General features: G+C 46.1%; 20 protein-coding genes and 4 pseudogenes. 23 read left to right on the top strand and 1 reads right to left on the bottom strand.

The features are described 5' to 3' along the window. Window positions 1-746: pseudogene (locus GPK83_RS04445) on the bottom strand (recombinase family protein); the annotation flags it as partial. 294 nt (window positions 747-1,040) lie between these two features. Between GPK83_RS04445 and GPK83_RS04450 the strand changes: the two are divergent. From GPK83_RS04450 to GPK83_RS04560, 23 genes and pseudogenes are all read left to right on the top strand, one after another. Next, complete coding sequence (locus tag GPK83_RS04450) at window positions 1,041-2,024, top strand: DUF6017 domain-containing protein (protein ID WP_002569163.1); 984 nt, start codon at window positions 1,041-1,043, stop codon at window positions 2,022-2,024. 23 nt (window positions 2,025-2,047) lie between these two features. Continuing rightward, entirely contained in the window at window positions 2,048-2,269 is a 222-nt protein-coding gene (locus GPK83_RS04455) for a DUF5348 domain-containing protein (RefSeq protein WP_002569164.1), read from the top strand. 41 nt (window positions 2,270-2,310) lie between these two features. Beyond that, the gene (locus tag GPK83_RS04460; protein WP_002569165.1) at window positions 2,311-2,787 is read left to right on the top strand and encodes a PcfB family protein; all 477 of its coding nucleotides are present in this window, start codon (window positions 2,311-2,313) and stop codon (window positions 2,785-2,787) included. Continuing rightward, window positions 2,784-3,752: pseudogene (locus GPK83_RS04465) on the top strand (type IV secretory system conjugative DNA transfer family protein); the annotation flags it as partial. The gene GPK83_RS04460 and the pseudogene GPK83_RS04465, both read left to right, overlap by 4 nt. A gap of 85 nt (window positions 3,753-3,837) precedes the next feature. Next, a complete protein-coding gene (locus GPK83_RS04470; RefSeq protein WP_055163286.1) occupies window positions 3,838-5,706 on the top strand; it encodes a recombinase family protein in 1,869 nt (622 codons plus the stop codon). Further along, window positions 5,703-6,101 carry a TnpV protein gene (locus tag GPK83_RS04475; protein WP_055163287.1) on the top strand — a complete coding sequence of 133 codons (399 nt, stop codon included), beginning with the start codon at window positions 5,703-5,705 and terminating at the stop codon, window positions 6,099-6,101. The genes GPK83_RS04470 and GPK83_RS04475 overlap by 4 nt, the downstream gene beginning before the upstream one ends. Next, window positions 6,102-6,383 carry a DUF6809 family protein gene (locus GPK83_RS04480; protein ID WP_055163288.1) on the top strand — a complete coding sequence of 94 codons (282 nt, stop codon included), beginning with the start codon at window positions 6,102-6,104 and terminating at the stop codon, window positions 6,381-6,383. 122 nt (window positions 6,384-6,505) lie between these two features. Continuing rightward, the gene (locus tag GPK83_RS04485; protein ID WP_070101529.1) at window positions 6,506-6,784 is read left to right on the top strand and encodes a hypothetical protein; all 279 of its coding nucleotides are present in this window, start codon (window positions 6,506-6,508) and stop codon (window positions 6,782-6,784) included. After that, window positions 6,777-7,067, top strand: coding sequence for a hypothetical protein (locus GPK83_RS04490; protein ID WP_055163289.1), 291 nt, complete (start codon window positions 6,777-6,779; stop codon window positions 7,065-7,067). The genes GPK83_RS04485 and GPK83_RS04490 overlap by 8 nt, the downstream gene beginning before the upstream one ends. 216 nt (window positions 7,068-7,283) lie before the next feature. Next, window positions 7,284-7,532: a helix-turn-helix transcriptional regulator gene (locus GPK83_RS04495; RefSeq protein WP_055163290.1), complete on the top strand. Its 249-nt coding sequence runs from the start codon at window positions 7,284-7,286 to the stop codon at window positions 7,530-7,532. Continuing rightward, window positions 7,532-8,200 (top strand): response regulator transcription factor, encoded by a 669-nt coding sequence (locus tag GPK83_RS04500; RefSeq protein ID WP_055163291.1) that lies wholly within the window; start codon window positions 7,532-7,534, stop codon window positions 8,198-8,200. Before GPK83_RS04495 ends, GPK83_RS04500 begins: the two co-directional genes overlap by 1 nt. A 1-nt stretch (window position 8,201) precedes the next feature. Further along, window positions 8,202-9,209 (top strand): HAMP domain-containing sensor histidine kinase, encoded by a 1,008-nt coding sequence (locus GPK83_RS04505; RefSeq protein ID WP_055163292.1) that lies wholly within the window; start codon window positions 8,202-8,204, stop codon window positions 9,207-9,209. A 100-nt stretch (window positions 9,210-9,309) separates the two neighbouring features. Next, window positions 9,310-9,990 carry an ABC transporter ATP-binding protein gene (locus tag GPK83_RS04510; RefSeq protein ID WP_055163293.1) on the top strand — a complete coding sequence of 227 codons (681 nt, stop codon included), beginning with the start codon at window positions 9,310-9,312 and terminating at the stop codon, window positions 9,988-9,990. Further along, window positions 9,990-12,494: an ABC transporter permease gene (locus GPK83_RS04515; RefSeq protein ID WP_055163294.1), complete on the top strand. Its 2,505-nt coding sequence runs from the start codon at window positions 9,990-9,992 to the stop codon at window positions 12,492-12,494. Before GPK83_RS04510 ends, GPK83_RS04515 begins: the two co-directional genes overlap by 1 nt. A gap of 42 nt (window positions 12,495-12,536) precedes the next feature. Next, the gene (locus GPK83_RS04520; protein ID WP_055163295.1) at window positions 12,537-12,899 is read left to right on the top strand and encodes a hypothetical protein; all 363 of its coding nucleotides are present in this window, start codon (window positions 12,537-12,539) and stop codon (window positions 12,897-12,899) included. Between the two features lie 463 nt (window positions 12,900-13,362). Next, the gene (locus tag GPK83_RS04525; protein ID WP_055163297.1) at window positions 13,363-14,598 is read left to right on the top strand and encodes a hypothetical protein; all 1,236 of its coding nucleotides are present in this window, start codon (window positions 13,363-13,365) and stop codon (window positions 14,596-14,598) included. Between the two features lie 60 nt (window positions 14,599-14,658). After that, window positions 14,659-15,279, top strand: a complete 621-nt coding sequence (locus GPK83_RS04530) for a CHC2 zinc finger domain-containing protein (protein ID WP_055163298.1) — start codon at window positions 14,659-14,661, stop codon at window positions 15,277-15,279. Window positions 15,280-15,295: 16 nt separating this feature from the next. After that, the gene (locus GPK83_RS04535; protein WP_227589489.1) at window positions 15,296-16,561 is read left to right on the top strand and encodes a virulence-associated E family protein; all 1,266 of its coding nucleotides are present in this window, start codon (window positions 15,296-15,298) and stop codon (window positions 16,559-16,561) included. Between the two features lie 252 nt (window positions 16,562-16,813). Beyond that, window positions 16,814-17,002, top strand: a complete 189-nt coding sequence (locus GPK83_RS04540) for a transposon-encoded TnpW family protein (protein ID WP_055163299.1) — start codon at window positions 16,814-16,816, stop codon at window positions 17,000-17,002. A 30-nt stretch (window positions 17,003-17,032) separates the two neighbouring features. Continuing rightward, window positions 17,033-17,878 (top strand): annotated as a pseudogene (locus tag GPK83_RS04545) (TraG/TraD/VirD4 family protein); the annotation flags it as partial. Then, complete coding sequence (locus GPK83_RS04550; RefSeq protein WP_002569167.1) at window positions 17,865-18,035, top strand: hypothetical protein; 171 nt, start codon at window positions 17,865-17,867, stop codon at window positions 18,033-18,035. The pseudogene GPK83_RS04545 and the gene GPK83_RS04550, both read left to right, overlap by 14 nt. Before the next feature lie 417 nt (window positions 18,036-18,452). Further along, window positions 18,453-18,581: pseudogene (locus GPK83_RS04555) on the top strand (Maff2 family protein); the annotation flags it as partial. 175 nt (window positions 18,582-18,756) lie between these two features. Further along, window positions 18,757-19,062, top strand: coding sequence for a desmoglein-4 (locus GPK83_RS04560; RefSeq protein ID WP_215704119.1), 306 nt, complete (start codon window positions 18,757-18,759; stop codon window positions 19,060-19,062). Window positions 19,063-19,085: the final 23 nt, after the last annotated feature.

The following is a 19,085-nucleotide window of genomic DNA, read 5'->3' on the forward strand; positions in this document are numbered from 1 at the left end:
CGTCTGACATTCCCACGGATTTTCTGCACAAGGTCAAAGGTCTGCTGGTCAATGATAGCTTCATGGGTATTCTCGAAAATCGTCCATTCGTCCTCCGGGACATAATGGCTTTTCTTGTCCTTGAAGTGCTTTCGGGTCTTGAAATTGATGGTGTGTCCCAGATATTCACGCTTTTCAAGAAGGTTGCAGATGGTTGAAGAACCCCAGCCGTACACATCTTTGAAAGTCTTGTTTTTGTTCACGCCCTCGCCGTGTTGGGCAAGGTAAGCAGACGGAATAAGCACCTTTTCCGATTTCAGTTTGCTGGCGATCTGATACGGACCGTAGCCGTCAATCGTCATGGCAAAGATGCGCTTGACCACCTCGGCGGCTTCGGGGTCAACCAACCATTGGTCTCTGGCTTCGTTCCAGAGATAGCCGTAAATGACCGTGCCTGTAAGGTGCTTGCCGGACTTGCCTTTGGACTGGAAAGTGGAACGGATTTTACGGCTGGTGTCTCTGGCGTAGTATTCATTCATGATATTTAGAAATGGTGTAAAATCATTATCTGCCGGATTGGCACTGTCAACTCCGTTATTGACTGCAATAAAACGGACATTTTTCTTAGGAAACATCATTTCAGTATAGAAACCTACTTGCAGATAGTTTCTGCCAAATCGGGACATATCTTTGACGATCACTGTTCCCACCCTGCCAGCTTCAATCTCTGTCAGCAGAGAATTGAATGCCGGTCTGTTGAAAGCTGACGTTAGATAACGATACTTTTGAAAACACTGGAAAATCAAGGTTTTTCGAGCGACGGACAAGCAGGGTATTGTACTAAAAACTGAATACGACGCAGAAGCGGCGTTTCTTACTCTCTACATGGGAGAACAGGAACGCCGCTTTTTTATGCCCTTTGTTACGCAGTAGGGGCAGAAAAAGCCTTGCTACAAGCGATTTTGCGGGCGCGTATCTGGCGCGGCAAGGGATTTATACCTTATCCCCCGAAACCGCGCTTCTACTGCGTAACAAATCCACAGCAAAAGGAGTGATTTACTATGGCAGTTTTCAGAGTGGAACGGAACAAGGGCTACACCGTAATGAGCAACCACCACCTACGCAACAAGGAGCTTTCCTTAAAGGCAAAAGGGCTGTTGTCGCAAATGCTGTCACTCCCCGAAGATTGGGACTACACCTTGAAAGGCTTATCCCTTATCAACCGGGAGAAGATAGACGCTATCCGCGAAGCCATTAAGGAGCTTGAACGCGCCGGGTATATCGTTCGGTCAAGGGAGCGCGACGAGAAAGGACGCTTGCGGGGCGCGGACTATGTGATATTCGAGCAGCCGCAGCCGCCTACGCCGGATTTACCTACATTGGAAAATCCAACATTGGATAATCCAACGCAGGAAAAACCAACATTGGAAAAACCTACGTTGGAAAATCCAACGCAATTAAATAAAGATATACAAAGAACTGACTTACCAAAAAAAGAAAAATCAAATACAGATTTATCAAGTACCCATTCCATTCCTATCCTTTCCCCTAACCCCTCTCCTTGCAGAGAAGCGGCTACGCCGCCGGAACGGAAAGGAACGGAAGCGGCAGCACAGAGCGCAGTTGATATATACCGGGAAATCATCAAGGACAATATCGACTACCACATTCTCAAACAGGACATGAAGTTTGACGGGGACAGGCTGGACGAGATTGTAGACCTCATGCTTGAAACCGTATGCACCGCCAGAAAGCGGGTACGGATTGCGGGGGACGACTACCCGGCAGAGCTTGTGAAATCTAAGTTTATGAAACTGGACGGCGAGCATATCCGCTTTGTGCTTGACTGTATGCGGGAGAACACAACGAAAATCCGCAACATCAAGCAATATCTGAAAGCAGCCCTTTTCAACGCCCCGTCCACTATCGGCAATTATTACACTTCCCTTGTCGCCCATGACATGGCAAGCGGCGCACTGTCACCGAAGAAGCCGCAGTACGGCGACCCGGACTATTATTCATTCAAACCGGGCGAAAGCCTGTAAAACAACAAAAGGAGGATTTTATTATGGCACAGAAAATGACAGGAGCATTGGTATTTGACGAGCGCACCGACCGTTACGACATTCGCTTTGACTTAAACAGCTACTACGGGGGCTTGCATTGCGGTGAGTGCTTTGACGTATTCGTGCGGGGCAAGTGGAAGCCGACCCGGATTGAGTACGGCGACAACTGGTATCTTGTGGGTATCAGAGCCGAGGACTTGAACGGGCTGCGGGTGCGTATCTGACCGCCGCCCCATAAAGAAACGCGAAAGGAGGACGCGAGGAATTGCAGGACGAAGTAAACGAAAAGACCATAGCCCTTTACATCAAGACCGGGAAGCTGACCGCCCAGACGCTCCAAAAGGCAATGAAAGCCATACTGTCAAAGGGCAAAAAGCAGCTTGCAAAACCGCCACAGGGAAAGCAGAGCTTAAAGCAGCTTATGAAGCAGAACGCGGGCGTTTCCAACATTGAGATTACCGAGGGCAATATCAAAGCCTTTGAGAGTACGGCGAAAAAGTACGGTATCGACTTTGCGCTGAAAAAGGACGCAACGGAAAGCCCGCCCCGCTATCTGGTTTTTTTCAAGGGGCGGGACGCGGACGTGCTGACCGCAGCCTTTAAGGAGTTTTCCGCAAAGAAGCTGACACAGGAGAAAAAGCCCTCTATCCGAAAGCTGCTCTCTACGCTCAAAGAAGCCGCACAGGGCAAGAACGCGGAACGGGCAAAGGTCAAGAACAAGGACAGGGAGGTATCGCTATGAAGCCGGAAATCAAGAAGCTGCTTATCCTAAATCTCCCGTATCTGCTCTTTGTCTGGCTCTTTGATAAAGTGGGCGCGGCTGTCCGTCTATCCCCCGGCGCGGACGCAAGCGCAAAGCTGCTACATCTTGGGGACGGTTTTACCACCGCCTTTTCCAGTATCGCGCCGAGCTTCCACCCGGCAGACTTACTTATCGGCATTGCGGGGGCGGTCATTGTCCGGCTGATTATCTACACCAAAGGCAAGAACGCGAAGAAATACCGCCGCGGGACAGAATACGGTTCGGCGCGTTGGGGCGGGGCTGACGACATAAAGCCGTACACAGACCCGGTATTTGAGAACAATATCCCCTTAACGCAGACGGAACGGCTCACCATGAACAGCCGCCCGAAGCAGCCGAAATACGCAAGAAACAAAAATATTCTTGTAATCGGCGGTTCCGGCAGCGGCAAGACCCGGTTCTTTGTGAAACCGTCGCTCATGCAATGTACGTCAAAGGATTTTCCAACGTCGTATATCGTCACTGACCCGAAAGGAACACTGATTTTGGAAACCGGGAAAATGTTGCAGCGGTACAAATACCGTATCAAAGTGCTAAATACGATTAACTTCAAAAAATCCATGAAATACAATCCCTTTGCCTATCTGCGGAGCGAAAAGGACATTTTGAAATTAGTCAATACCATTATCGCCAACACCAAAGGCGACGGGGAAAAATCCGGCGAGGATTTCTGGGTGAAAGCGGAAAAGCTCTACTACACCGCACTAATCGGCTATATCTGGTATGAAGCCCCAGAGGACGAGAAGAACTTCACGACGCTGCTTGAAATGATAAATGCGTCGGAAGCCCGCGAGGACGACGAGGATTTCCAGAACCCGGTTGACCTCATGTTTGAACGTCTGGAAGAAAAAGACCCGGAACATTTTGCAGTCAAGCAGTACAAAAAATACAAACTGGCGGCGGGTGTTGTATGCTTTAAGAGACTTATTCATCACGATATGAGTAAGTCTCTTAAAACATATAAGGCTACAAAGCAGAAAGGAGACCCCCATGAGCAAACAGAAAATAACCGCCCTGTATGAGCGTTTGAGCCGTGACGATGAACTGCAAGGCGAGAGTAATTCCATATCCAATCAGAAAAAATTATTGGAGGAATACGCCGCACAGCAAGGCTTTACAAACTGTGTCCACTTTACGGACGATGGAATAAGCGGGACTTGTTTCGATAGACCCGGCTTTCTTGATATGATGCGGCAAGTCGAAGCCGGAAATGTGGACTATCTGTGCATTAAGGACATGAGCCGTCTGGGGCGTGATTATCTCAAAGTCGGTCAGATTATGGAGATTTTACGCCAGAGAGGTGTCCGTCTCATTGCCATCAATGACGGTGTGGACAGTGCCAGAGGAGACGATGATTTTACCCCTTTTCGCAATATCATGAACGAATACTACGCCAGAGACACAAGCCGCAAAATCAAGTCCACTTTCAAGACCAAAGGCATGACAGGCAAGCATCTGACAGGGACGGTCATTTATGGTTATCTCTGGAATGAGACGAGAGACCAATGGATTGTTGATGAATACGCCGCCGAGGTTGTCAAGCGTATTTTTGCTATGACGATTGACGGCTACGGACCGTATCAGATTGCAAAGAAGCTGTCCGAGGACAAGATACTCATTCCCTCTGCCTACCTTGCACAGCATAACGAGGGCGTGAACAAAAACAAGACTTTCAAGGATGTGTACGGTTGGGGTTCTTCCACTATCGTCAATCTGTTGGACAAGCGTGAATATCTCGGTCATACCGTCAATTTCAAGACCCGAAAGCACTTTAAGGACAAGAAAAGCCATTATGTCCCGGAGGACGAATGGACGATTTTCGAGAATACCCACGAAGCCATTATCAGCCAAGAGACTTTCGACCTTGCACAGAAAATCCGAAGCAAGGTCAGACGATACCCCGATGGATGGGGCGAAGCTGCTCCCCTCACAGGCTTGCTCTACTGTGCCGATTGCGGCGGCAAGATGTATGTCCACCGCACTAACAACGGCAAGCGTATCTCTCAATACACTTGCTCACAGTACACAAAAGTCCCTTGTGGAACGCTCTGCAAGACACAGCACCGTATCAATGAAGATGTGGTACTTTCCCTTGTCTCCGATATGCTCCGAGCCATAGCCGAGTATGCAAAGCATGAGCGAGCCGAGTTTGTCCGAGTGGTACAAGAAGCACAGTCCAGTCAGCAGACAAGCGAGGTCAAGAAGCAACGCACAAGGCTTGCTACGGCAAAACAGCGTGTTTCAGAACTGGAAGTTTTGCTCTGTAAAATTTATGAGGACAATGTATTGGGCAAGCTCCCCGATGCCAGATATGCCGTTCTGGATGCACAGTACGCAAAGGAACAGGCGGCACTTACCGCCGAGATTGCAACACTTGAAAAGGCTGTCGGAGATTATGAGAAGCATGAGAAATCCGCAGACCGCTTTATCGCTCTGATTGACAAGTATCAGAACTTCGACAAGCTGACAAATACCATGCTCAATGAGTTTGTCGATAAAATCCTTGTCCATGAGCGAGCCAGAAAAGGCAGTCGAGAGACTACGCAAGAGGTTGAAATCTTCTTTAACTTTGTCGGGCGTTTCGTCCCTCCGGCATTTGCCGAAGTGGAGCTTACACCGGAAGAATTAGAGGAAATCCGCAAGCGTGAGGAACGCAAGGACAAACTTCATCAGAACTACTTGAAGCGTAAAGCCAGCGGTGCCCAGAAGCGTTATGAGGACAAAATCAAGGCGGCAAAGAAAGCCGAGATGGACGAAAAGAAAAATGCCATTCGAGCCGAGGATATTGCAAGGGGCGTATTTATCCCTGTCAGCAATCTTCCGAAGCGAGAACCACAGAAAGGAGCTATCACAGCATGAACGAACTGAAAGCGAGAATCCATGAAAACGGCATTGACTATGTCCTTGTGGGAGATTACTATGTGCCGGATTTGAAGCTGCCGGAGGAAAAGCGACCTATCGGGCATTGGGGCAGACTTCACAAAGCCTATTTGCAGAACTACCGCCCCACCGTTTACAACGAGCTTGTTTTGTCCTGTCGGCTTCATTCCGTCCTTGCGGATCTGAACGAACAGGCAAATGACCGCTTCTCTCTGATTATGGAGCAGATGGCAAGAGCCGAGGGCGTGACAGAGCAAATGAAAGCGGAAAATCAGATGTTGTGGGTGCAGTCTATGAACTCTATCCGCAACCGAGCCGAGGAAATTGTCAAGCATGAAATGATTTACTGCCATTATAGCGGAGGGGGTGATTAAATGATTATGGAAGCGATTTTCGGCGGCGATATGTACCCATTGGAGAACATTGTACCGCAACAGGACGGCTACAAGGCAGAGGTCAAAGCCATTGCCGACCTTATGGACGAACTGGCGAACAGGTTTTCAAAAGCTGACTTTTCCAAAGTGGAGGAGCTTCATCAGCGAATGACGATTATTCAGCAGTACGAAAGCACCGAGCATTTTAAGTGCGGACTGTCCACAGGATTGCTACTTATGAAAGAAGCCTATGAATATCCACTCAATCCCAAAGAGGATTAAAAAAACAAGGTCTGAACCCGACAATTTAATACCGTAATTCAAGCGGCAAGTGTTTCGTTCTTCGTGAAATGCTTGTTGCTTTTATTAACCTTAAATCTTAATCTTTCAAGGAGGAACCCACTATGAATATGAACATCAATGAAAAGAAAGCTCTTTATGCTTTTGGCTGTCCGAATCGAGAAGCGACCGTTCAACGCTTGCGTCTTGTGGCTGCACTTGCTCCCGACCCTGCGGCTAAGAAGCTGTTTTTCGCTCTGGCAGTCAAGTTGAATGACAAGGACTGTGACCGTTGGTATCGCTGTTTCTTCTACAACATGAGGGTGGAAATGGAACGCTTTGCTCACCACAAGTATGTGCCGGACAGCTATCCTGTTCCGATTATGGAGGGGCTTTATGAGTAAGCTGACGAAGTATGAGAAAGAAACAATCGTCCTGTTTAATGAAGCAGACGAAGAAGCTCATATCCAGACTTACAATGCCGGACTTCGGAAACGCCTTGAAGCGTTCAGCAAGAAGTACCCCGACCTCTGCCGTTTGGATATGAGTATGGGGCAAGGCGGTGTGTCCTATTGGATTGACAAGTCCAGATTGTCTATCCGCTTTCAGCCGCCCATGAGCGAGGAACGCAGACGAAAAGCAAGCGAATTGGCGAAGCAAAACGGTTTTAACGGTCAGAACGGATAATGTAGCTTTTCGGGTCTGTTTGCGGTCAAAATGTCGGGTCTGTACCCGATGTTTTGACTGTTACATATCGTCAAGGTATAAAGTCCTTACCTACCCAAAAAAGGAAAAGTATGCGTTATGGAGCTAATATGAACTACGAATTTACCGCAAGAGTGTTGATTTATTCACACTTGCGTGATATAATAATAGAATATGTAAGCACAAGGAGGGTAAGCTATGGCGGTAACATATAAAAAGTTGTTTCATTTAATGATTGACAAGGGTATGAGCAATGCGGAATTGATGGAACAGGCAGGTTTTAGTGCCAACATCATAACCCGATTGAAACGAGATAATTACCTTTCCCTTGACACCATCGAAAAGATATGCAACACACTCCATTGCGGAGTTGATGATATTCTTGAATTTATACCTAACGAAAAAGGCAATGATGCCAGAAATCCTTTCAGCAAGGAGAATACATGATGAGTAAATTATTATTAGTGGAGGATGACCAAAGTATCGTATCCTCATTATCGGACTATTTAGGAAATGAAGGGTTCAAAATCGAAAGTGCTTCCGGGCAAAAAGAAGCAATAGAAAAATTGGATAACGACCAATACGATATAGCCTTGGTGGATATTCAATTATCAAATGGAAATGGCTTTTCTGTTTGTTCTGCAATTAAAGAAAGAGGAACTATGCCGGTTATTTTCTTAACGGCGTCTGATGATGAATATAGTGTTGTGGCAGGACTGGACATGGGAGCTGACGATTATATCAGTAAACCATTTAGACCAAGGGAGCTTCTTTCAAGGATCAACAGCGTATTAAGGAGAACTAAGAACACGCAAAACATTATCAGCTACCATGACTTAGTTGTGGACACAAATCAAGCAACCGTGGTAAAAAACGGAACAGAGATTTTATTGTCTGCTATGGAATATAAGTTGCTGTTAGTCTTTTTGCGTAACAAAGGTATTGTCCTTTCTCGCAGAAGATTGTTGGAGCTTTTATGGGACACTACCGGAGAGTTTATCAATGATAATACGCTGACTGTTTACATGAAAAGGCTGCGTGACAAAATTGAAACAAATCCACAGGAGCCGGAAATCATAATTACCGTTCGTGGGCTTGGCTATAAGGTGGGTTGATATGGACTTTATCAGAAATAAAGAAGTTAAAAGGCAGATTGTTGTCAGCAGTATTCTTATTCTATTTTGGGGCGGCATTGGCATTATCGTTGATAGCAAAGCTGTGTGGATTGTTCTGTCGGCTATCATTTCATCAAGTGCAGTTTCCCTCTTTTTTACATATCAGAGATACAAGAAAATTGCTGATTTTAGTTTGCATATTGATAGGCTGCTGCATGGAGATGAAACGATTTCTTTTGGGCAGTTTCAAGAAGGCGAATTATCTGTTTTACATGATGAAATATCTAAGATGACAAGACGACTTATTGAACAGGCAGAAGCTCTGAAAATGGAGAAAGGTAATTTGGCGAATGCTTTAGCCGATATTTCACATCAATTAAAAACACCTTTGACATCGCTGAATATCCTAAATGCTTCTCTGTGTAATGAGGAACTGACTGACGAAGAAAGGTATGAGCTGATCCGCAAACAGACTATGCTCTTATCAAGAATGGAGTGGCTGATAGCCACACTTCTGAAAATATCCAAGCTGGATGCAGGAACGATTACTCTAAAGCCACAGGAGATATACTTAAAAGATGTGGTAGAAAAAGCAATTCGTCCTCTGGAGATTGCGGCAGAATTAAAAATGCAGACAATAACGCAAGTGATTCCGGCAGAACTGAAACTTGCTCTTGATGCTGATTGGACTGCTGAAGCCTTGGGGAATGTAATTAAAAACTGTATCGAACATTCACCAGAGAGCAGCAGTATTGAAATCAAGGCAATAGAAAGACCTCTTTTGACACAGATCATTATAGCGGATAATGGAGCAGGTTTTCGGAAAAAGGATATACCGCATCTATTTGACCGATTTTATCAAGGAAGTGGCTCTACAATCGGTAATGCCGGTTTGGGGTTGGCTCTGGCAAAAACAATCATCGTCAATCAGGGCGGCGTCATCCAGGCGAAAAACCGGAAGTCAGGCGGTGCAGAATTTGAAATCTGCTTTTATCGGGGGACTGCTTAATGCAGCCCCTTTTTAAGTGACATTTTTGTAATGAAAAAGTAATGAAGCAGTCACTTGGCTTTGCTATACTGAATTGCAAAAATATATGGAGGAACTTTTTATGGAAATATTAAGAGTAGAGAATATCTGCAAAACCTATGAAATGGACAATGCTCCTGTCCATGCTTTGTCAGATGTTTCTTTTTCCGTCGATAAAGGAGAGTTTGTTGCAATCATTGGAGCATCTGGGTCTGGCAAGTCTACCCTGTTGCACATTTTAGGTGGTGTTGACAGACCAACTTCGGGAAAAGTATTTGTGGATGGACAGGATGTTTATGAGCAAAACGAAGATGAATTGGCTGTATTCAGAAGAAGGCAGGTTGGGCTTGTCTATCAGTTTTATAATCTGATCCCGGTTTTGACTGTCGAGGAAAATATCACGCTGCCGATTCGATTGGATGGGCGTAAAATCAATAAGGAGCGTTTGAAAGAACTGCTATCCACGCTCAAACTGGTAAAGCGTAGAAAGCACCTGCCAAGTCAGTTATCCGGCGGTCAACAACAAAGAGTGGCAATCGGACGAGCGTTGATTAACGCACCTGCGATTATCCTTGCGGACGAGCCGACGGGAAATCTGGACACGGAGAACACAAGGGATATTATGAAACTTCTGCGTGAATCCAATGAAGTCTATCGCCAGACAATGATCCTGATTACCCATGACCGTGAAATCGCAATGCAGGCAGACCGTATTCTGGAAATTCAGGATGGCAGACTTGTGAGGGATGAGGTGATACGCTGATGAATATGATTTTCACGCTTACACTCAGGAATCTGCTGTCGAATAAAAAGCGTACCCTACTCACACTTTTAACCATTCTTTTGTCAATCAGTATGATAACCGCTATTCTCTGTGGGGGATGGTCGTTGGTTGATTTTTTGAAAGAGAAAGAAAAAGTGTATGGTGGCGATTATGACTACTACATGGAGGATTTGACTTGGGAGCAGGTTCAAGAGCTATATAGTCAAAACAATGTAGGCGAGGTTTCGCTTCTCCGCTTTGCCGGAAACAGTTTTTACGGGGAGAAATCCAACAGTACAATGCTCTCCGTTGGCGAGATTGACGAGAACTTTACCCAAAGATTTTCGTTAAATCAGTATTTGCTTGCGGGGCGTTTCCCGCAAGATGAAAATGAGCTTGTTATTTCAGAATCTTTTTTGAAGAAAAACAATATGAACACAGAGATTGGAGATACGATTTCTTTAACCCTTGGTTCAAGAATTTGGGATGAATATAATGCCCAGCTTTCCGGGCTGACAAATTATAGGGGCGAAGAAGAAAGTTTCGTTCCAACGAAAGAGAAAGCGTATGTAGTTGTTGGTATTCTGTCAGATGTGAATGACTCAAAAATCGCAGCAAACTATAATGCCTTTGCAGGCGTTGACAAAACGGCATCCGATTTTGCTGCGTATGTCAAGGCAAAGAATTTATCCAATTCGATCTATACAGAAGCCGAAGAAGTGGCTGCGGCAGTAGACAGTCATGTAGCAAAGTTTCATTCTGAACTGTTAGTCTATCATGGAATTACCGGCGGCAAAGGAGCTGCCAAACTGATTGCTTTGGTAGTCATGGTCATTTGCCTTTTGATGGCTGCATCCGCTTCAATGATCAGCAACGCCCTCTCCATTTCCTTGCAGGAACGAATTAAGCAGATGGGAATGTTATCCAGTATTGGAGCCACAAAAGGGCAAAAACGCCTTAGTGTATATTTAGAAGCCTTTCTTTTGGGTGTGGTAAGCATACCTTTGGGATTGGTTGTCGGCATACTGCTGTCTGCTCTGTTGTTAAGTGTGGTCAGGGCAGCTTTTGGAGAAACATTCACTTTTGGCATTGTAGAACTGTCCTTAAAGGTAAACGGACTTATCCTACTCGTCAGCGGATTATCCGGCATTGCTTCTTTGTACTTCGGAAGCAGAAAGCCTGTGAAGCAAGCTGCTAAAATTACAGTTATTGAAGCTATCCGCCAGTCTAACAATGCGGTATCAAAAAAGAAATTCCGTGATGGAAAAATCGTTTCTTTGGTTTTTGGCATTTATGGTTCGCTGGCAGCTAAAAATATTAAGCGTAATCCAAAACGCTTCCGAGCAATTACTGGCTCTATTTTCTTGTCGGTGGTAATTGCCCTTTCCTTATACAGTTTGTCTGATTTTATGCTTTATCAGACATCCTTGGACATGAAGGAGGACGGTTCCTGTTATACTGATGTGATTTCGACGATTCAATACAAAGATATTCCTACCGCAATCGGGGCATTATCGGATGAAAATATCACTGCGGATGTTTCCTATTCTTTTCAGCGATATATGACTGCTGAATTTTCGCAGGAACAAATCAATCCTGATATGCAGGGATATTTTATCAATGGTACGAAAGCAGAGGTATATGTCGTAGGACTGGACGAAGAACATTTTACTTCCTTTTGTGAGGAAAATGGCTTTCATATTATGACTGGCAGCTCCAATCGTGGAATCCTGCTCAATCAGACAATGGGATATTATAATGCGGGTCAAAATCGAGTGATTGCAGGCTCCCCGTTTCTTATTGAACCGGGAACTGAAATCATTCCGTTGGGGGCATCCGAGGATGCCTTGCCGATTATCGTGGAAGAAATCGTTTCAGAAGAAAATGCAAATATCCAATCCATGTTTGTGAGAGATCGAGCTGTCCTCATTGTGCCTTTAAGTTATTTTAACTGGCTGATAGATGATAACGCCTATGTGGAAATGAGAATACAGACAGCACAGCATAAAGAAGCAATGGACTGTCTGGCTGACAGAGGATTTCCGCAAACTGTGGACATTGCAGCCGCAACGAATAATTCCAGACAGGTATATACGATTGCAAAACTGGTAATCTGCCTGTTCTCGATCCTGATGACGGTTATTATCAGTTTGAATGTTTGCAACACTATCTCAAATACAATTCATTTGAGAAGAAGCGAATTTGCTGTTCTGCGTTCTGTTGGTATGACTGCCAAAGGATTGAAATGTACGCTATTGCTTGAAGCTGTTTTGTACGGCGTAAAAGCATTGGTTCTTGCGTTGCCTGTGAGCTTTTTGATTCATTGTGCCATCTACTACTTCATATCGTCGGGTATGACACCATTTGCTTTTTATATCAACGGTGGTATTTATGCTCTTGCAGTTCTGGCGGTCGGTGCTATGGTATGTATCGCTATGCTGTTTGCTGTCAGAAGCGTATCAAAGGTGGAAATTGTAGAGGAACTGAAATTGAGCAATATGTAATCATTCAATCTAACAAAGCAACTGAAACGGAGGTAATAGAAATTGCGTAAAAAGAAACTGGTAAAGAGAGTTGCAGGCATTGCTTTGACTGTTGGTGTAGTTATACTTGCCATTGTATGTGTCGGTAAAGTAAATCGCATTCAGAACGAAAAAGATATTATTGGCACATGGAAGGATACAAATGCGGAGGAGGTATTTACCTTTCAAGAGAACGGGGAACTTGCTGTGAGTAAAGATATGCCCGATTCGGGTCTGTCCTGCGGTAACGCATCTTATGGTTTTTCTTACTCGGATATAATCTGCGTGACACAGGGAGATAGTAGTGTAGAATTTGAGATAGAAGTAGATCATGACGAATTGACAATCTTCTTTATGGGGCAAGAATACTTAGCGTTAGAAAGGTAATGGTAGAAACTCTCTTGTTTCGTAAAAACTGAATAGAATGAACAAACCAAAGGCGACTAACCGTAAAAAGTTGGTCGCTTTTGCTTTGCTCATTTGCAAAGCGGATGTGTCGGAAACGGCATATCCGAAAAGTGGAGAAATCCGATTTGACGAAATTGGACTTCTCCATTTTTTTGTGAAAGTCTCCGATGGAGAGTTTCGCAAAAACCGATGGACTGCAAATGTCGGCAGCTGACGATGTGAAGCAGTTTATCGGGCAGGAGTACAGAGGGCGGCAAGCCCTTTGTGCATGGGTACAGGGAATGCAATATCCCTGTGCAGGTCAAGGGCGGCAGCCTTGCCCAGTTAAGTGGCGTTTCGCCACTTAGTACTGGGTATTACTTGTCGCAAAATTGCAGCAAGGATGGCAGCTTCGCTGCCCCTTTCCCCTGCGGGGAAAATCTGAACGGAGGTTAGAAATGGTTTGAAATTAACAAGACACAACGGTCGCTCCGGCAAGCATGGCACTTACAACCCGAAGCACAATGACCGCACTTTTGATGTGAGCAACAGCGAACACATTGACGAAGAACGAGCCAAGCACAATGTCTATTGGGACTGCTTCAACGGCTATCGCACCTTTGCAGAGAAGCAAGTCCAGAGCGAGCTTGCAGACACTTTCGAGGAAGTGGAGGAACTGTTCTACTCCGCAAAATACGGTGCTTATGTCGAAGCACAGAACGCCAGAAACGATAAGAACAGGCACTCGGAACGCAACCGCACCACAACGGATTTGCTTAAAGACAAAAGGACTTGCCCGGAGGAAACCATCTATCAGATCGGAAAGATGGGCGACCATGTTTCGCCTGATGTTCTGCTGAAAGTCGTGACGGATTTCTTCGTGGAGATGGAACGGCGTTTCGGCTCTCATGTTCACATTCTGGATTGGGCATTACATCTGGATGAAGCGACACCGCACATTCAAGAACGCCATGTATTCGACTGTGAAAACCGCTACGGCGAGATTTGCCCACAACAGGAAAAGGCACTTGAAGCATTAGGCTTTGAACTGCCAGACCCCACCAAGAAGCAAGGCAGACACAACAACCGAAAAATGACTTTCGATTCTGCCTGTCGTGCCATGCTCTTTGATATTGCAAAAAGGCATGGTCTGCATTTGGAGCAAGAGCCGGAATATGGAGGGCGAGCCTATCTTGAAAAACAGGACTTCATTCTTGCCAAACAAAAAGAGCAGTTGGAGGTACAGGAGCAGAGATTAGAGGAACTGACTTTGAAAATCGAGGATGTGGAAACGCTGATTGATGATGTTGCCGATATTGCCTATGACAAGGCGGTGGAGGTCGTGACAGATACAGTCAGAGTGGAAACCCACAAGGAGGACATTCGGCTGATTGAGGAAACAAAGACATGGCTTCAATCGCCGGAACGCAAAGCACCGAAGAAAGAGCGTGACTATGCAATCAGCCGTTTGGATGGCGTGATTGGCAAAATCAAAAATGCCATGCAGTCTGCATTGCAGAAAATCCAGTCCAGACTTCTTTCGCCGGAGGTCAAGAAAACGAGCAAAGAGCAGATTAAGGAAAAGGTCAAGCCCTCCATCCTTGCCAGACTTGAAAGAAACAAGGAACTGGCAAAACAGGAAAATGAAGCGAGACGGAGCGAACACCGTCCGCACAAAAAACAGAATATGGAGCTTTAAGGCACTTGCCATTTTCGATTTGAGAATGACAGGTGCTTTTTCCATTTTGGGAGGTTGATAATGAATGTATTTGAAGCAGTAAAGCAGTCGGTCACGACAAGGCAGGCGGCAGAGTTTTACGGCTTTCGTGTAAACCGAGCCGGAATGATAGCCTGTCCGTTTCACAATGACCGCACACCGAGCATGAAAGTGGATAAGCGTTTTCATTGTTTCGGCTGCGGTGCGGATGGGGATGCCGTTGACTTTGTTTCCCGACTGTTTGAATTGCCGAGCAAAGAAGCCGCTATGAAACTGGCTGACGATTTCGGTATCGCTTATGACCGAAACGGCAAGCCGTCCATCGTGGCAAAAATCCGAGAGCCTACCGCCAAACAGAAGTTTGAAGCGGAGGAAAAACGGTGCTTTCGTGTGCTGTCCGATTACTTCCACAAGCTCCGAGCGTGGGAAAAGGACTATGCACCGAAGCAGCCAGAGGACGAATGGCATCCGCTATTTACAGAAGCCTTGAACAAGAGAGATTATATTGAATATCTCCTTGATATTTTGATTGACGGAACACTTGAAGATAGAAAGGCACTTGTAGCCGAGCAAAGAAACGAGGTGATGAAACTTGAACGAAGATTTGCAGACAGCCGCCAGAGAGGAAATTCGAGACCGATTAGAACTGACACAGCAAGGTAAGCCTGCGAATACCGCCATGAATTACAAGACGGTATTTCAGAATGACCCTCTACTGAAAGGTGCTATCCGCAAAAATCTGTTGACGGAACGCACCGACATTGTAAAGCCGCTTGGTTGGTATCGTGAAAGCTCCACTCTGACCGATGTGGATATTAAATATCTGCTTCTCTACTTTGAAGAACACTACGGCTTGACGGTTGAGAAGAAAATCGAGGATGCCGCATTGGTTATTGCCAACGAAAACCGCTACCACCCTGTCTGCGATTTTCTGAACGGCTTGGAGTGGGACGGACAGGAACGCATACGCTTTTGTCTGCACCGCTTTCTTGGGTCGGATGCCGATGATTATACCTATGAAGCCTTGAAGCTGTTTCTGCTTGGGGCAATCAGCCGAGCCTTTAAGCCGGGGTGCAAGTTTGAAGTCATGCTATGCCTTGTCGGAGGGCAAGGAGCCGGAAAGTCCTCTTTCTTCCGTCTGCTTGCGGTCAAGGACGATTGGTTTACCGATGACCTTAAAAAGCTGGATGATGAAAATGTGTACCGCAAAATGCAAGGGCATTGGATAATCGAGATGTCGGAGATGATAGCCACAGCCAATGCAAAGAGTATTGAGGAAATCAAGTCCTTTTTGAGCAGACAGAAAGAGACCTACAAAGTCCCCTATGAGACACATCCGGCAGACCGCAAGCGACAATGCGTGTTTGGCGGTTCGTCAAATACTCTGGACTTCCTACCCCTTGACCGCACAGGCAACCGCCGTTTCGTGCCGGTCATGGTTTACCCCGAAAGAGCCGAGGTGCATATCCTCGACAATGAGGAAGAATCCAGAGCCTACATTCATCAGATGTGGGCAGAAGCAATGGCGATCTACCGAAGCAGAGACTTCAAGCTGCGGTTTAGCCCGACAATGAATGAGTATCTGAAAGCACATCAAAGGGAGTTTATGCCGGAGGACACCAAAGCCGGACAGATACTTGATTATCTGGACAGCTACACAGGCAATGCCGTCTGCTCCAAACAGCTTTACAGAGAAGCATTGGGGCATGAGTATGACGAGCCGAAGCAATGGGAACTGCGAGAGATAAACGACATTATGAACAATGTTGTCAAAGGTTGGAAGTCTTTCAGCAATCCGAGACACTTCCCGAAGCCGTATCTTCGTCAGAAAGGTTGGGAGCGTGAGTTGCCCGACAACGGAGAAGCTGACAACGGAGACGGAAGATTTATTCCTCTCTCCGATGCGGAGCTTGAACAGATGGAACTGCCGGAGGGATGGCGATAGAAAATTGCTATCCTGTTGTCAGCTTGTTGCCGAGCCGGTTGTCAATCCCGTTGTCGGGCAAAATCCGAAAAAGCCTTGTCAAGACTGGACTTTTCTCTCTCTGACAACCTTGACAACCAAGATTTCAAAGAAAAAGTAAATAGTAAGCAATAAGAGCCGCCCGATAAGATAAAAGGTTTTTGAATGTCCGTTGTCAGGACTTCGTTGTCAGCCTTTCCTTGTCGGGCATTTTTCATTCACAGGAGGTATTGAATGACAGAAAACAGAAACACAGCAGCACAGACCACCACCCAGCACACCGCACCCACCGTCAGAAAGCAGATAAACGGCACGACCTATATCGTCCGTGTCCACTTCAACGAGAACGCCAGAGAGACAATGGAGGACAAAATCAAGCGTCTGCTTCGCAACGAGATTCAGCAAAATGTAACTTGTTTGTGAATTTGATGAAAAAGTCCTTGACTTTTCGTCTCTGGCAAGACCGCAAAAAGCATACTTATCTCATGCGGCGCGAGGTTAGCCCCATTCGACATTAAGGAGCTGCGGGAGCTTATGGAAACCGACGAAATGGAGCTTGACACCATAGGTGACAGAAAGACCGCCCTTTTCGTGATTATCAGCGACACCGACGACACCTTTAACTTTGTCGTGAGTATTCTCTACACACAGCTATTCAACCTCTTGTGCGACAAAGCAGATGATGAATACGGCGGGCGGCTTCCCGTCCATGTACGGTGCTTACTTGATGAATTTGCGAATATCGGGCAAATCCCCAAATTTGAGAAACTAATCGCAACCATACGGAGCCGGGAAATCTCCGCGTCAATCATCTTGCAGAGCCAGTCACAGCTAAAGGCAATCTACAAGGACAACGCCGATACCATAGTCGGCAACTGCGACACCACGCTTTTCTTGGGCGGCAAGGAAAAAACCACGCTCAAAGAAATATCGGAGATTTTAGGCAAGGAAACGATAGACAGCTTCAACACTTCCGAAACAAGGGGGCGGGAGCTTTCGCATGGGCTGAACTATCAGAAATTGGGAAAGCAGCTTATGACGGAAGATGAAATCGCAGTCATGGACGGAGGGAAATGTATCTTGCAGCTACGCGGGGTGCGCCCGTTCTTTTCGGACAAATTCGACATAACGAAACACCCGAAATACAAGTACCTATCCGACGCAGACCCGAAGAACGCCTTTGACATGGAAAAGCACCTTAAACGCCGCCCCGCCATTGTCAAGCCCGACGAGGTTTTTGACTATTACGAGATTGACGCAGCAGACTTACAGGAGGACGCAGACCATGAGGAAACGTAGCGCAGAGGAAAAACAAAAGCAGCTTGAACGGTTTTTAATGAATGTTGCGGAAGCCGCCGACGCTGCATTATGGGAGTATTGGCGGGAAAAGGAAGCGGAACACCGCCGTTTTGCAACGGAGTATGTCACGCGCCGGGGGCTTATCCCTCAACAGTGACAGCATGGCAGACCGCCGGGGAGGGGGGGACAGGGGAAGCTACACTTCCCCTACGCTGCCTTGCGGCAGCTACCCCTTTGTGAACTTGCGGGAAGCGAACACCTTGCTATGCAAGCTATTCACTTCCCGCAAGTCTGAATAATACCCGTCCGGCAGCACAGCGGGACACCGAAAGGAGGAATCGAAGCAATCACATATATCAATATCGGCTACATGATACGCGCCCCTACTTTCCGGCGCAGCACACAGCGGCAGGAGCCGCACCCCCCTACAACTGAATACCGCCGCGCCGCAGAACTTACGCAGCGCGGGGACAGCCGCCTTTACCAGAGGGCGGTTTTTTTATGCGGCGGCATACGCTGACCGCCTTTTGTCCGCTTGCCGGACAGCCGCAGACGCGGCAGAAAGGATTTATTTATGGCATTTTTCAATAGCGCAGTAGACGTTTTGCAGACCCTTGTTGTAGCACTTGGAGCCGGGCTTGGTATCTGGGGCGTTATCAATCTCATGGAGGGCTACGGCAACGACAATCCGGGCGCGAATGCTCATGTGCGGTAAAGTAATAAAAAGATTTAGGTAGCCGCCTTAACTATTCCTAAATAAGATAATATGCACAGTATTTTCTCGTAAATAGAAAATAAATTATTGCATTTTACCAATTATTATGTTAAAATGACAATGTAACAAAGAGCTATGTATTTTTAAGGAAAGGGGGGAACTTATGAATTTAAGAAAATCTATTTTAGCACTTTCAGTAGTAGCTGGAATTGTAGCTGCTCCAATGACTGTATTTGCCGCTCATACTCATAGTTGGGGTTCTCCCCAGTACTATGGATATGAAGATGAAATGCCTGGTATATATGATGACTGGGATAAATGTGCGACACGTCATGTATATAATTACAAACAATGTTTAATTTGTGGAGAAGTAAGCATTTATGAAGTTGAGACGATTGAAATGTCTTACAAATGGGTGAATGGTGCATGTGTATATTGCAACAAAGGTTACGCGAAAGAGATAAATTAACATAGTATCATTACCGGCAAGTT

The organism is Clostridium sp. MCC328 (genome assembly GCF_018785465.1).
In the GTDB taxonomy this organism is placed as follows: Bacteria; Bacillota; Clostridia; order Lachnospirales; family Lachnospiraceae; genus Pilosibacter; species Pilosibacter fragilis.

Coding starts and splice junctions, on each gene's coding strand:
- GPK83_RS04450 (WP_002569163.1), top strand. CDS start 1,041: ATGGCAGTTTTCAGAGTGGAACGGAACAAGGGCTACACCGTAATGAGC.
- GPK83_RS04455 (WP_002569164.1), top strand. CDS start 2,048: ATGGCACAGAAAATGACAGGAGCATTGGTATTTGACGAGCGCACCGAC.
- GPK83_RS04470 (WP_055163286.1), top strand. CDS start 3,838: ATGAGCAAACAGAAAATAACCGCCCTGTATGAGCGTTTGAGCCGTGAC.
- GPK83_RS04475 (WP_055163287.1), top strand. CDS start 5,703: ATGAACGAACTGAAAGCGAGAATCCATGAAAACGGCATTGACTATGTC.
- GPK83_RS04480 (WP_055163288.1), top strand. CDS start 6,102: ATGATTATGGAAGCGATTTTCGGCGGCGATATGTACCCATTGGAGAAC.
- GPK83_RS04485 (WP_070101529.1), top strand. CDS start 6,506: ATGAATATGAACATCAATGAAAAGAAAGCTCTTTATGCTTTTGGCTGT.
- GPK83_RS04490 (WP_055163289.1), top strand. CDS start 6,777: ATGAGTAAGCTGACGAAGTATGAGAAAGAAACAATCGTCCTGTTTAAT.
- GPK83_RS04495 (WP_055163290.1), top strand. CDS start 7,284: ATGGCGGTAACATATAAAAAGTTGTTTCATTTAATGATTGACAAGGGT.
- GPK83_RS04500 (WP_055163291.1), top strand. CDS start 7,532: ATGAGTAAATTATTATTAGTGGAGGATGACCAAAGTATCGTATCCTCA.
- GPK83_RS04505 (WP_055163292.1), top strand. CDS start 8,202: ATGGACTTTATCAGAAATAAAGAAGTTAAAAGGCAGATTGTTGTCAGC.
- GPK83_RS04510 (WP_055163293.1), top strand. CDS start 9,310: ATGGAAATATTAAGAGTAGAGAATATCTGCAAAACCTATGAAATGGAC.
- GPK83_RS04515 (WP_055163294.1), top strand. CDS start 9,990: ATGAATATGATTTTCACGCTTACACTCAGGAATCTGCTGTCGAATAAA.
- GPK83_RS04530 (WP_055163298.1), top strand. CDS start 14,659: ATGAATGTATTTGAAGCAGTAAAGCAGTCGGTCACGACAAGGCAGGCG.
- GPK83_RS04535 (WP_227589489.1), top strand. CDS start 15,296: ATGAATTACAAGACGGTATTTCAGAATGACCCTCTACTGAAAGGTGCT.
- GPK83_RS04540 (WP_055163299.1), top strand. CDS start 16,814: ATGACAGAAAACAGAAACACAGCAGCACAGACCACCACCCAGCACACC.
- GPK83_RS04550 (WP_002569167.1), top strand. CDS start 17,865: ATGAGGAAACGTAGCGCAGAGGAAAAACAAAAGCAGCTTGAACGGTTT.
- GPK83_RS04560 (WP_215704119.1), top strand. CDS start 18,757: ATGAATTTAAGAAAATCTATTTTAGCACTTTCAGTAGTAGCTGGAATT.